Below are 13796 nucleotides of genomic sequence, written 5' to 3' on the forward strand. Positions count from 1 at the left end.
GCAGGTGCGTAAAATGCGACGCTGCTTGTCGCGATCCGTCCCGCTCGACGCGCTCCCTCTCGCTTGACGCGTCCCCGTTCGACCACAGCCAGGAGTTCTCGTGCGTATCGACTGTTCAGGCCTGACTGCCGACGACGTGCTGTCAGCAGTGGCGGAACGCGTCGACGCGTCGGGCGACGGTCCGCAGTCGGTCGAGCTGGCGAACGTTCAGTACGCCGGACCGCTGATCACGTCGGCCGAGTCCGAGCGCATCGCGGAGTCCGTACCGCTGGCGGTGGAGCGCGAGTTCGGCCTGCGGGCGCGCGTCGTCGACTCCCCGGACACGACGACCGACGCCGCTCCGGCGCCGGACCTGCCGGACCTGCCGGACGTCCCGGATCTCGCACCGGAGACGGTCACCCAACTGGTCGCCGCTGCAGGAGCGTTGGAACTCGCCGCCACGCCTCTTGAGGTGTGGCGGTGCGTCGCGCAGGCCGTGCTCGGCAGCGAGGTGTCCGGCACGACGCTGCGCGCTCTGGTGGACGCCTGGCCCGACGTGCTGACGCTCCGGCCCGCCGACGGTGAGCAGGGCGAGCAGGCCCCCGACGACTCGGAACGTACAGACGATCCGGACCGTACAGACGACCCGGACCGTACAGAGGGAGAGGAACTGCGGTTCGTCGACACCACCGTGCATCGGGCGGTGCGCGCCGCGTTCCCCGTGTCCCGCACGGATCAGCGGGCCATCGTGAACGCCCTGTCGCAGCTGCACGCGCGTCGCCCCACGACGACGTACACCGCCTGGGCGCTGCCCACCCACGCCGCCCTCGGCCGGGACCTCGACTCGATTCTGGACAACCCGGCGCTGCTGGCGACCCTCCACTGGTACGGGCTGTGGTCGGCGCTCGCGATCGCCTACCCGGAGGGGGTCCCCGGCGGGGGCACGGCCGCCGACGTGCACTTCCTGCACGCGCAGGGCGTGCGGCCGGGATCGCAGGCCGAATGGGGCGCGTTGCTCCACCACGCCGCCGTCTCGCGCGGGGACCTGGAGCAGGCCGAAGCCCTGGCCGAAGCCGCCGGCCCGCTCCCGTGGCGCACCCTCTGGTCCCACTGGCGCCTGCCGGGCGGCCCACTCGTGCCCTACCCCGCCCAGGGTGGCGTGCGGGAGATCAGGGCCAGTGAGGAGAGCGGCCGCCGACTGGTCGCCGAGTGGCGGGAGATCGCCCCCGCACCCGCCGACGCGGACGGAGCGGGTGACGAACCACGGCAGGTGTACGAGCGCCGGCGGTGGGACGCCTGGTCCGGGCAGTCCACCGACGGCCCCGACCGGATCATCGGCACCTGGCCGCAGCTGACCGAGCGGCAGCCCTTCGCCGAGGTCGCCTACGCGGCGAACCGCAAGCGCGGGTGGCGGCAGCCTTCGCGCGGAACCGCCGAAGACGTGCCCAGGATGCCGGAGGCGGTCCGTGAGGCCGTCCGCCTGGACCGCGACGACGCGGGCGCCGAACTGTGGGTCTTCGCCGGATACGGAGGCCACTTCGGCGCGCTCGTCGACCAGAAGGCAGTCGCGTCCCTGCCCCGGACCCCCTGGCGAGACCTGCTCGCGCCCGGACCGCTCACCGGCGCCGCCGCCTGGCCGTTCCCCGCGGACATCCCGCGTACGGACGACGAGGTCACGCGTGACCGCCTGGAACGTGCCGACGCGTTCCGCGCAGGCGCCTGCCGTCCGGTCGAAGAGGCAGCCCTGCCGGGCGAGTTGACCCATGCGCCGTCCCGCCGCTTCCTCAGCGGGACCGGCTGGCCCCGCACGCGCGTCATCGGCGGCCTGTACACCCCCGATCTCACCGAGTCCCCGCTCGCACCCGCCCCCGAGCATCCCGGCCTGCTCGAAGGCCTCGGGCAGCTCGCCTCCTGGAAGCTGTACCTCGACGGGGAGAGCGGCACGGTCTACGTCGACGAGGACGACGAACTCCTGCCCGTCGCGCAGAGCATGCCCCGGCTCCTCGCGCTGGCCCTCCTGGACCACCTCGTCCTGAGCGCGCCGTTGACCAGCTCGGAGCTGGAGATGGAGGCGCTGGCCGAGACCGTTCCGTCCTGGCTCGCGGCCATCGACCCCGTCGCCGCCGACTCGCCCGCCTGGGAAGGTGTGCTCGACGATCTCGAGTACGCGGCCGAGGACTACGCGACCCTCCTCGACGAACTCGACGCGCCGACGGACGTGTGAACCCGGTCCGGCCGGGGTCCGTCCACGCCGGCCCGTACTCCCAAGTCCTGTCACCGTGCGAACAAGGAGCTTCCCGTGTCCCTGGCGGTCCTGAGCGACCCTGACGCCGTCGTCGCCCGACTGCGCACACCGTCCCAGGAGTGGGTGGAGACCTGCACGGGCGAGGCGGGGACGCTGTTCCCCACGATCGACATCGAGCAGGCCGGTTACCAGGGCAGGGCCGACGCGGTCGGCTGGGGCGCCGAGCCCGCCGAGATCTTCGCCGGTCACTACGGCGTCGGCGACGACATCCCCGAGTCCTGCGACTGCATCGGCGTCTACGGGGCCGAGTACCACATGATGGAGATGCCCTCCGGCGAGATCTCGGTCTACGACCCCAACGGCTGGGACCACGCGGCCGGAATGGCATCCGCCCACGAGTTCGCCACGGCCGCCCGGGCCGGTGCCGTCGTCGCTCTGCTCGCCGCCGTCGTCAGGGAACTGGATCCCCTGGACGACCTCGACGACGAAGCCGCGCGCGAGGAGGCCCTGAAGACATCCCTCCAAGAACTCGCGGCCTTCGTCGCCGCGCTCCCGTCCGACCTGGGCGGCTCGCATTTCTGGGAGTCGGCGACCGAGTACTTGGCGGACCACTACGACATGTAGCGGACCACTGCGACACAGGGGGATCGGCGGCCCGTCAGCCGGGGCGTGGGGGATACGGGGAGGGAAGCACAGTCATGTACGAGCCTGTCGCCGCGGACGAGGCGGTCGAGCGCATTCTGGCGTGGCACCGCGAAGGGGCCCGTCACGTCGCCGAGTTGATGGGGTCGGCCGGCTCCGGACGCACCGGCATCCTCACGCGCGTACGGGCCGAAGTACCCGGCGCGATCTGGGTGGAGGCGGCCGGGCTCGACGCGGACGGACTGGTGGCGCGGGTGCGCGAGGAACTGGCGCTCAAGGGCTCCGGCGCGGCGGACAGCGTCGTACTCGTCGCACACGGACAGCGCATCATCGGGGAGCCCGTCGCGGGATATCCGGATGCGGCCATGCGCCGGTTGCAGCGTGACGCCGTCGAGGGACAGGGGGCCTTGGTCGTGATCGGCGTCGACTGGTGCGAGGGGACGGCCTGGGCGCGGCCCCGCCTGGAACTGGGCGTCCCCGACCGACGGCCCGCACCGCCCCGTTCGGACGCGGAGGCACGACAGTGGGCCTTGGCGGCACTGTCCCTGTCACAGGCCGGCTGGACCCCGCCGGTGGTGTGGCGCAAGCTGTCGTCGGTGCTGAACGGCCTGGAACTCGACCTGCCCCTCGACGCGCAGGAGATCAGGACCTACGCACATGGCCGCGTGGGATTCGCCGACTCCCGTCACCGGGACGAACTGGCACGCGCGGTGGATCTCGGTCAGAGACGGCGCGTGCACGCGGCCGTGGCCCGGTGGCTGACCGGTCACGTCGGCGAACCGACCGAGGCCGGGGAGTACGCCCGCTTCGCGCTGGCCCACCATGCCGCACGAGGCGGCCGTTACGGCGAGTGCTTCCACGAACTGCGAAGCCGGCCCGAGGTGCTCGCGCAGCTGTGGCTGCCCGGACTCGCCGACGCGGACGAGGCGACCCACGAGTACCTGTCCCAGGCCCGGACAGATCCCGTCCATCGCGTCGACCACCGGGCCTGGTCCGCCCCTTCGCTGCCGCGCTACGCGGCCCGGCTCCGGCAGGCGGGACTCGGTACGTACGATGCGGATGAATGGGCGTCCTGGCTGCACCTCGCCGCCCACGCGCAAGGTGACACCGCCGGGGCGACGGCTGTCGCCGCGGCGAATCCCGACCGCCCCTGGACGGTGCGCTGGGCGCACTGGCGGCCGCCCGGGGTCATCGACCCGCGGCGCCTGGCCCCAGGCTCGGTCACCCGCCTCGCTCCCGCACCCGACGGCTGGGCGCCCGACGGGCGGACGGCGGTCGTCGCCTGCGGCGGCAGGGGCTTGGGCGAGCGGCACTGGGTGTTCGACGCGGCCACCGGCGAGGTGCTGGCCGGGCCGTGGACGGGCGCCCTGCCCGAGCACGGCCGGCACGAGTCCTTGTGGGACAAGGACTCGCTGATGCCGCAGTGGGCCGCGTTCGAGTACTTCCCGAAGGAATCGCAGCTGATCCTGGACCAGTTGAGAGTGGGCGACCTGCTCGTCGTCGCCTCGGCCGGAGGTGTCTTCGCCATCGAGGCCGTCGACCCGGAGTCGTTTCCCGAAGGCCCGCCGGAACCCCGGCCGGCCGACGAGGACGACGACGCCTTCGAGGACGACGACGCCTTCGATGACGACGACGCCTTCGACGACGACGATCTCGACGAGTACGAGGACCTCCTTGAGGAGGACGAGGACGAGGGCATCGTCGGCGGCGGCGCCCTCAGCAGCCGGGCCATCCGCGCGCTGGAGGACTTCCCGTGTCATCTCGCCCCGGACCAGGAGGAGTTCACCGCGCATCCGGAGACCGTGTTCGGCGCGGACCGCGTCGTCAGGGTCGCCGCGTCACAGCTGCCGTCGGACCTGCGCGACCCGGACGCGCGCCGCACCCTGACCGACGTCGGGCTCCCGGTGTTCCGTGCCGCCGAGATCACTCTCGACGTCGCCCCCGGGCAGGCGCTGCCGCGCGTACGTGATCTTCCGCTGTACGTGCTGGGGGACTGGGCCGGCGGTCCCGTCGCCCTGCACGCGGACACCGGCCGGGTCTACCGGCTGCCGGACCACGATGCCTGGGACGGGCACCTGCTGCCCGGCGACACCCCACCGGACGGCGATCGGGACGTCAACTGGGACGCGGGGGAGTGGAACGTCGATCACGACCGCCCGCACCTCATGGCGGAGAACCTCAGCACGTTCGTCCGCCTCGTCACCGCCTGGGCCGTCATCCGCGGCCACCTGGCCATGGCGTACACCGCGGCCGAGCTCATCGCACTGAGGGGCGAGATCGACGACCGGCTGCGTGGGATCAGCCCGCACGCCGCGTTCAGCTGGTGGACGGAGAACCTGCAAGAGGTGATGTGAAGCCGGGTCCGTTAGGGTCGCGGGCATGACACGTACGGGTGGAGACAGCGCAGACCTGCAGTGGGAGGGCGACTTCTCGCGGCAGTGGGAGACCGAGCTCCCGCCCGAGGAGCGCGCGCTCGCCGAGGAGCGGGCGCGGGTCGCCGAAGTGCTCCGGCGGGAACGGCTGCGCGGGATCGTGTGCGCGGCCGTCTTTCTCGCGGCGGCGCTCGCGGCACTCGTCGGGCAGGCCGTCGGGGACGCCGGCGCGGTCGCCCTGGGAGCCAACGCCCTCGGTGTGCTGGGCGGGTGCGGTGCGCTGTGGCTCGCCGTGCGCGGGACGGCCGGAGCGGGCCGGACCGGGCTGTGGCTGATGGTCGGATCAGCTCTGGTCATCGCGGTGGGCCAGGCGGTCTGACCCACCGCGGTGGGCTTCTCGTGCGTCGCCTACGCCATCTTGGTCATGTGGGTCTCGGTGCCGCCGTTGCCCGCGGCGAAGTCGATGTCGTTCTCCTGCTGACGGATGAGCCCCTCGTTGAAGGACTCGTTCTCGTCGTGGTTCTTGGCCATGGAGGACAGCGCCCCGCCGATGTTCGTCAGCTCCTGGGCGAGATGGTTCATCGACTCGAACATGCCGGTCTGCAGGCCCTCGTAGGCGATGCCGAACTTCTCGCCGATCTCGTCGTCGCCCCACGGCGGCATGTCCGCCTTGTCGGCGAAGCTCGTCAGACCCTGGACGAAGCCGTCGACCTGACCCGGCTGCGCCGCGGCAGGACCACCGCTGGTCGGTGCGCAGGCGTTGACGGACGCCAGACCGTTCTGCAGGGCGGCCGCCGCGGCGGCGAAGCGCGAGCCCAGGTCCTGGAAGTTCGTGCCCTCGCGGGACAGGGACTGGGTATCGGTGCGTATTCCTTCGCGGGGCATGGTGTTCCTCTCGGGTAGTGCCTGCGGTAGCGGTCGGAACAGCGTCAGAACAAGCCGTGCCACATCTGCTCGATGATCACCGACCACCAGGAGCCGGGATCCTCGAAGCAGGTGGGGTCGAGCGTGAGCAGGTGGACCTGGAGATCGGCGACCGCCGCGCCCGCCTCGTACGGATTCATGCCGGACATGAGGTCACGGGCGGCGGAGAGCGCGGCGAGGGAGTGGGCGAAGGCGGCGGCCGAGGCATTCACGTAACGGCCGCTTCCCGAGATCGGGTTGGCCGCCCATACGCTGCCCGCCTCCTGCTGCACCGTGATCACGTAGCGGCCGTCGGTGCCGATACGGGTGTGGGCGGAGAGGATGTCGGCGGCAACGTCGGACAGCTCGGCGCCGAGCTCGCGCAGGTGCGTGGCCGCGTCGGTGAACAGGCCGCCGGGCGGCGGGGTCTCCGGCCGGTCCGCGGTGAAGAAGAAGCGGATGTCGGCGGGGAGCCCGGTGCCGGTGAGCGTGGCGCGGGCCGCGTCCGGGAGCGGTGCCGCGGCGACGAGCTCGGAGCTGTAGCGCTGCACGGGGAGACCGGCGGGCAGGGCCTCCGGAAGCCGGGACGCCGAGGGCGCGGTGGTGGGCAGGGGTACGCGGTGCGGATGCGGCGGCGCCTGGCCCGTGAGCCGCGCCATCGACTCCACCTGCGCGGTGAGCGCGGCGACGCCCGCCGCGCGCTCGGCCGGGTCCTGGCCGTACGCGTGGCTGAACGAGACGGACGCGCCCGGGAAGCCGCTGGTGATCGCGTCGACCGTGTAGCCGCCGGGGAGGGAGGAGGGGCGGAGGTCCGTGTGGATCGCCACCACATTGCCCGTGGGCACGTCGCCGCGGAGCAGGTCCGACCAGGCCTGGTACTCGGCGGGCGGCAGGCCGGGTCCCGAGACGCGCGTCAGGTACGTCTCCTCGCCGGTGCGCGGGTCGACGTACGTGAACACGGCCGTGTTCCCCGGGCCGGTGGCGGCGGGGGTGCCGCCCGGCTGCTCCGGGGCCGGGGCCTGTGTCGGGCCCTGGGTCCGGTGGTCGTCGTGGTCGGGGGTGGTCACGCCTGGGTCTCCATCGGCTGGGGGTGCGGCACGGTCGGGGGAGATGTCGAGGCTAGCGGACCGTCCGGCACGGCGAGCTCCGGGCGGGAGCGCAGGGCCTGGGCGTACTCGGGCAGCCCGTCCTCGTCGAACGCGGCCGCGAGGAGTCGCGCGCGCAGCGCGGGGGCGGCCCGGGTGCGGGTGAGGAGCGGGGCCGTACGCAGATACGTGTGGGCCGGGGCCGGGAGCTGATCGGCCGCCGCCTCGTCCGCGGCCACCTCCTCGACCGCCGCGCGCAGCACCACCGGGTCCGCGTACACCATCAGCGACGGGTCGGTGAGCAGCCGCGGCAGCTGGCCGGCGCCGAGCGCGTGGCCCGCTATGGCATCCCGCACATAAGGGTCGGCGCGGGACCAGTCCTGGTCGGGCACCCGGTGGAGCAACTCCGTGGCCAGGCGCAGGTGCGCGGCGGGCACGTCGGGCAGCTGGGCACGGATCGCCTCGGCGAGGGCGGGGTGGGCGAGGGCGATCACGGGGCTCGCCTGCGGTTCGGCGCCCGGCTCCGCGCCGAACCCCGCGTCGACTCCTGCCTCGGTCTCGTCCTCGGCCTCAGCCTCGGTTTCGGCCTCGACCGGCCTCACGAAGGGGCCGGCCAGCAGCATCCCGTCGGCGATCTCCGCCGTCATGTCGCGCCCCGCGAGTGCCGTGGCGAGCGGCGCCCACAGGTGCAGCGGCAGTCCGTCGCCCTCGGCGAGGGCGAGCGGGGCGAGTATCGCGCGCAGGACGGCCGGGTCGGCGCCGAGGCGGCGGGCGTGCAGGTCGAGGGCGTCGACGGGCGTGGCGGGCGCGTGGTGGTGCGGGTCCGGCGCCGGGGAGGGAGCCGACAGCCATCCGGTGGAGGCCAGTTGGACAGCCAGGCGGCTTCCGTCGGTGCCGGTGGACGCTCGCGCGGCGAGGGCGGCGGCGAGCGTGTGCCGTACCTGGGGATCGACCGTGAACGGCAGCTCGGGCACGCCGAACGCCGGATCGAGAGCCGCTTCCGCTTGAAGGGCGAGCCCCTCCGGGTCGGCGTACTCGGGCGCGTCCAGATCGATGATCCGAGCCGTGCCGGCGGGCAGCGCCGAGGCGATCAGCGCCGCCGCCTCGCGGGGGACCTCGGCCAGCAGCCGTACGGAAGCGAGCGCGGCCAGCGGCAGCAGCAGCTCACGCGCCATCCGCTCGGGGCCGCGCCCGGCCCGTACCGGACCGGCCCGGTCCACATCGGGCACGACGACGACGCGCTCCGTGCCGCCCGCGCCCAGCGCCTCGTACACCTGGGCGTCGCGGACCGCGTCGATCCCGTAGTGGTCCGCGAGCAGCCACAGCACCTGCGCGGGCGTGCGGTCCGCGGCGCTCGGCACGGCAGGAGCCGGCAGCGAGGGCGGAACGGTGGACGGGTCGAGGCGCGCCAGGTCGAAGCGCTCGCGGTAACCGGGGTCGCAGAGCATCAGGAAGCCGGTCAGCAGGTGTGAACGGCCCGATCCCGGTGAGCCGGTGAGCAGGGCGACGCGGGGCGTGTCCGGTGTGCCGGCCCGCCATGCGGCCAGGGAACGGAGAGCGGCGGCCCGGCCGCCGATGAGCGGGTGCGGCTCGTAGGCCCCGCCGCCCGGTTCGCCGTTCTTCCCGCTCGCGCCGTTCTGCTCGCTGTCGCCGGTACGTCCGTCGCCGGTAAGTCCGTAGCCGGACGGCGGCGTCGGGCTGCTCGGCTGGCTCATGTCCCCTGTCTCCCCCGGTCGGTACCTCGTCGGTGTGACCGCAGTGCATCCGTGCATCCGTGTGCGTGCGCCTGCGCGCTGATCAGCGTCTTTGAGTCTAGTGCCGAGCGCTGACAGTGCGCGCAGAGCGTTCGATGGTTGACCTGATGTTCGGGTGACTGAGTAAACTCCGGGCAAACTTACGCCAGTTGAGGCGTGGGTGGATACGGGGACGCGGGTTTCGGGGGAGATGCCGTCGTGGCGATGATGTTGCCGGATGAGTTGGCCTGGGTGTTGGAGATGCTCGGCTTCGACTGGCCGACTGCCAATGAGGATCATCTGACGCAGTGTGCTGCGACGTGGCGGGATTTTGGTTCGCAGGTTGGTGATATTCAGGCGTCGGCGGTGCGGTCGGCGGGGAATGTCACGGCGGACAATTACGGCGATTCGATCGATGCGTTTGTGGAGAAGTGGCAGGACTTCTCGGGTGGTTCGGGTTATTTGGATGATGCCCGGCAGGCTGCGGAGATGATCGCGTTCGTCTTCGACACGGCGGCGGTGTTGGTGATCGCGATGAAGATCGCGGTGATCATTCAGTTGACGGTGTTGGCGATTCAGATTGCGATCGCGGCGGCGACGGCGGTGGTGACGTTCGGGTTGTCGGGTGCGGCGTCGGCTGCGTTGTCGCAGGTGACGCGTGTTGCGGTGCGGAAGATTCTCAAGGAGACGGCGGAGGCGATCCTTGAGGCGGTGCTTGAGGCGGTGAAGGAGCCGTTCGTCTCTGCGTTGGAGGAGATGAGCAAGGACCTGATCGCGCAGACGGTGAACCAGGGGTTTGGTGCGCAGGATGGTTACAACCTGGGGCGTACGGCGAATGCGGGTACGACGGCGGTGAAGGACGGGTTCTCCAACTTCGGTTCGACGTTGGGGGAGTCGTTGCGGGATGGTGCTGGTGGGCGTGCGGGGCATCATGCGCGTGGCGGGCTGGATCACGCGGCAGGCAACTCGTCGTCGGGGTCGGACGGCGGATCGTCCGGCTCGGGTGACGGCGGCGGTAGTGGGGCGGATTCCGGTTCGGGGAGCGGGGGTTCCGGCTCGGACTCCGGTTCTGGGTCCGGCGCGGGTTCTGGATCGGGTACGGGTACGGGTACGGGTACGGGTTCGGGATCCGGCTCGGGTTCGGGGGCCGGGTCGGGATCCGGTTCCGGTTCCGGTGGGGGAGCGGGCTCGGGTTCGGGTGGTGGCTCGGGGGCCGGATCCACCTCGGGGTCCGGTGAAGGCTCCGGCTCGAGCGGCAGTACCGACTCGGGTTCTGGTTCTGGTTCTGGTTCAGCACCAGGTTCTGATTCGAGCTCTGGCTCCGGTGGTGGAGCCGGTTCGGGCGGTGGCTCGGGCGGCAGCGGCCCCACGCACACCGCGAGCGCCTCGACCGGGAACGGATCACCCTCCGGCACGAGTGCCGACGGCAGTGGCAGTGGCAGTGGCAGTGGCAGCGGCAGCGGCGGGGCGAATGGAACCGGTGACGCGGGAGCGGACTCGCCGGCCGCTCGTGCCTCGGTGCCGACCCAGGCGGCCGGGGACAGCAACGGGGATAGCAATACGCCGCTGACCCCGTTCGACGCCGGCTTCCGCGAGCAGCAGGGTGCCCCGGAGACCTCCGCGCAGACCGGGACCGGTGCGGCGGACGGGCCCACGGGATCCTCGGGGACGCCGGACGGTTCATCGAGCCCGCAGCGCGACAGCGGCGACGCCGGTACGACCTCGCCCGAGCAGCATTCCGCCCCGCAGACGCGCGCCGAGACCGACACGTCCGCGCCCTCCCCGACGCCCACCAGCACCCCGGCCCCGGACACGGCAGGGCAGCACGCGACCGCCCAGAACATCAACACGTCCTCGGAAAGCGCCCCGACCCAGGAGGCGAACGGGCCGCAGCCGCAAGGCACTTCGCAGGCGCCCTCGCAGGGCAGCCCGCACGACCCGGCGTCCGGCCAGGATCCGCGTACCCAGGTCCAGCAGCCGACCGCACCCAACACCCCCACGAACCCGACGGGCACACCGTCACCCACCGACACGACGTCACCCGCGTCCCCGGCCAACTCGCCGTCGACGCCGGGCACGACGCCTGGCACGACACCGGGCGCGACGTCAGGTGCCACGCAAGGCGTCACGCAAGGCACCACCTCAAGTCCCGGCGCGAGCCCGAGCGCAGGCCCCACCACGCCCTCGCGCACCTCCACGCCGACCTTCCACGCCCAGAGCGTCGCCACCGCAGAGGCCCCCGCGCAGTCGACCTCCACCCGCCCGGCACCCACACCCGCGTCCACGACCGGCGACCCCGGCACATCCGCCCCCACAGCCACCCCCGCACCCACCGGCGTCCCCCACCAGCAGCCCGCAGCCGCCGCGAACCCGGGTCCGACGGCGCAGCCCACCCGGCCGCAGGCGCCAACTCCCCGCCCGCGTACGGAATCCCCGCCCCGCGCCTCTACACCGCCGACGACCCCCACACCCTCGTCGCCGACCCGTACGCCCCGGACCACGGCAACGCCGCAGAGCCCCACCGCCCCCACCACACCCGGTGCCGGTGTCAACGCGTCCCCCACCCCGGCAACCACTCCTCAGCCCAAGCCTGACACCACACAGCAACCACCCACCCCGACGGCCGACCCCCCACCTGGGCAGCCCCCGGCCCCGGCCCCGCTCTCCCAGGGCGTCAGCCTGAACGACATGCGCGCCGGTCTGGCCGGTGGGCCCGGGGGGCTCGACTCTCCCCACTCCTCCGACCAGCAGGCACTCGCCAACGCCGTCCCCCGCAACCCCGACGGCACCCCGCAGCGCCACCCCAGCCTTCTCGGCAAATGGGCCAAGATCCTGAACGACGGCGGCACTTCCGTCCCCGGCCGCTCCAACAACTGCCTCGACTGCGCCCGCTCCGCCCTCAGCACCTGGTTCGGCAACCCGCAGGTCTCCGCTCCCCGCACCCTCGACACGAACCCCGACGGCAGCCTCGACCGGATGTCGCCGGAGCGCGACTCCTACAACAACCTCGACGCGTTCGCGGGGCGCCCTCAGATCTGGGCCGGCAACGACCACCCCAACCCCTATGCCCGCATCGCCCACCACCTCCAGGAGGCCGGGCCCGGCTCCGCCGCCATTGTCGGCGTGCAATGGCCAGGCGGGGGCGGCCACGCCTTCACCGTCTTCAACGACAACGGCACGGTCGTCTGGGCAGACCTGCAAACCGGGGAAATCAGCACCGACCCCATCCACCTCGGTGCCACCGGCGTCCGCTACGTCCCCTTCGATCCCAACGGGCAGCCTCTCGACGCACCTTGGGAAGAGGGGCAGAACACCACTTCGGAAGCCACTCGGCCGGAACACGGACACGACGCCCAGACCGCATACGGCGCCGCCGATACGCAGGCGGATTCTGATGGCCAAGAGCGGGCTGGTGAGGATCTGGACGAAATTCGGGAGGCGTTGCGCGACGGGCCACAAGGGCTTCAGGACCGAGACCCTCTCGATCAGCAGAGGCTGGAGGAGTCGGTTCCCCGTAACCCGGACGGGACCCCGCAACGATTCCCCGATCCCACGTTGCCGTGGACCGGTCTCCAGAATGACGGTGGAATGGAAGTGCCGGGCAGGAGCAACAACTGTCCCGACAACACACGTGCATTCCTTGAGACGTGGTTCGGAAATCCGCAGGTCTCTGCCGCTCGTACCGTAGATGTGCGGCCGGACGGCACTCTTGACCTGTACTCGCCGGAGGATCGGGCCAACGAGAACATCGCAGCGTGGGCGGGAGCACCGCACACATACGCCGGCACCCCGCCGAGCGCCCATGACCGCATCGCGGAAGACCTGCTGCGTGCTGGACCCGGGTCCGCCGCGGTGGTGCAGGTCAATTGGCAGCACGGCGGCGGGCACGCCTACAGCGCGGTCAACCACCAAGGCCGCATCGTCTGGGTGGACACGCTCACCGGGGTTGCCAGCGAGACCCCGATCAACACCCAGGGCGCCGGGGACATGTTCTACATCCCGCTCGGGCCTGACCGCCAACCGCTCCATCCGCAGCCGGACGCACCCGGTTCCCCTTCCGGAGCCACGCCGCCCCTCGACCCGAACGGTGAGCGTCCTGCCCCGGCGGAGCCCACCGGCACCCCTGAGGCACACCCGCATCGCGATCCCGAGGACGACGGCATCCTGCACCCCAAGCCGGACGCCGTGCCCAGTAATTTCGGTCCTGAGGCGCAGCAGCGCATCGACTCGACGCAACAGGGCTGGAGCGACAGCGACCTTTCCCGCATGGTCGAACACGCCCGCGCGGATGACGAATTCTTCAAGGAGTACGCTGTCCCGGAATCTGCAGCAGCCCGGCACGAGGGGGGCGACAAATTCCGCGGAGAGAAGTCGGCGAACTATGCGGCCTTCAAGTTCACGATCGAACCGCCCGCCGGTGGCAAGGAGCACGTCGTACTGGCGCGGAGCTATGGCACAGCAGGCCCTATGCAGGCCGTGCCCAACAAGCCGCACACCAGTAAGTCCAAGCACTCGGAGCGCGCAGCTATTCAGTACTTGATGCATCTGAATCAGCAACTCGAAGAGGGTCAGTCGATACGCGTGACCGAGGTGTACACGGAGCGGGCGCCGTGCCCCAACTGTGCTTCCTTCATGTACCGCACGATCGGAAAGGTTCAGACCACGCATGGTGTGGACTATCCCGTGTCATCTGCGGACGAAGCGGTATTCAATGCCCATATCGACGACATCATGAACAATATGGAACATTTCAAGCAGGATGCAAGCCATGGCAATTATGTGAACGGGGCGGCGGAACTGAGCGCACAACTGGCCTCGCAGAATGCGGGGGACTGAC

Annotated in this window: 8 protein-coding genes; 5 read left to right on the plus strand and 3 right to left on the minus strand. The window is 71.6% G+C overall.

The window, feature by feature from the left end:
- Positions 1-100 precede the first annotated feature (100 nt).
- From ACFVDP_RS16080 to ACFVDP_RS16095, 4 genes are all read left to right on the plus strand, one after another.
- Positions 101-2203: a hypothetical protein gene (locus ACFVDP_RS16080; RefSeq protein WP_383489465.1), complete on the plus strand. Its 2103-nt coding sequence runs from the start codon at positions 101-103 to the stop codon at positions 2201-2203.
- A 75-nt stretch (positions 2204-2278) separates the two neighbouring features.
- Positions 2279-2848 carry a hypothetical protein gene (locus ACFVDP_RS16085; protein ID WP_383489468.1) on the plus strand — a complete coding sequence of 190 codons (570 nt, stop codon included), beginning with the start codon at positions 2279-2281 and terminating at the stop codon, positions 2846-2848.
- A gap of 74 nt (positions 2849-2922) precedes the next feature.
- Complete coding sequence (locus ACFVDP_RS16090) at positions 2923-5220, plus strand: SUKH-4 family immunity protein (protein ID WP_383489470.1); 2298 nt, start codon at positions 2923-2925, stop codon at positions 5218-5220.
- Between the two features lie 25 nt (positions 5221-5245).
- A complete protein-coding gene (locus tag ACFVDP_RS16095; protein WP_383489473.1) occupies positions 5246-5617 on the plus strand; it encodes a hypothetical protein in 372 nt (123 codons plus the stop codon).
- 29 nt (positions 5618-5646) lie between these two features.
- Here ACFVDP_RS16095 and ACFVDP_RS16100 read toward each other — a convergent pair whose 3' ends face one another.
- The 3 genes from ACFVDP_RS16100 to ACFVDP_RS16110 are packed head-to-tail and all read right to left on the minus strand — an operon-like array spanning position 5647 to position 8941.
- Positions 5647-6123: a hypothetical protein gene (locus ACFVDP_RS16100; protein WP_383489476.1), complete on the minus strand. Its 477-nt coding sequence runs from the start codon at positions 6121-6123 to the stop codon at positions 5647-5649.
- 44 nt (positions 6124-6167) lie between these two features.
- Complete coding sequence (locus tag ACFVDP_RS16105; RefSeq protein ID WP_383489479.1) at positions 6168-7208, minus strand: SUKH-4 family immunity protein; 1041 nt, start codon at positions 7206-7208, stop codon at positions 6168-6170.
- Positions 7205-8941: an ATP-binding protein gene (locus tag ACFVDP_RS16110; RefSeq protein ID WP_383489482.1), complete on the minus strand. Its 1737-nt coding sequence runs from the start codon at positions 8939-8941 to the stop codon at positions 7205-7207. Before ACFVDP_RS16110 ends, ACFVDP_RS16105 begins: the two co-directional genes overlap by 4 nt.
- 243 nt (positions 8942-9184) lie before the next feature.
- Between ACFVDP_RS16110 and ACFVDP_RS16115 the strand changes: the two genes are divergently transcribed.
- On the plus strand, positions 9185-13795 hold the full coding sequence (locus tag ACFVDP_RS16115) for a toxin glutamine deamidase domain-containing protein (protein ID WP_383489572.1): 4611 nt from the start codon (positions 9185-9187) through the stop codon (positions 13793-13795).
- Position 13796: the final 1 nt, after the last annotated feature.

The sequence above is a fragment of the Streptomyces sp. NPDC057694 genome (assembly GCF_042799415.1).
Lineage (GTDB): Bacteria > Actinomycetota > Actinomycetes > Streptomycetales > Streptomycetaceae > Streptomyces.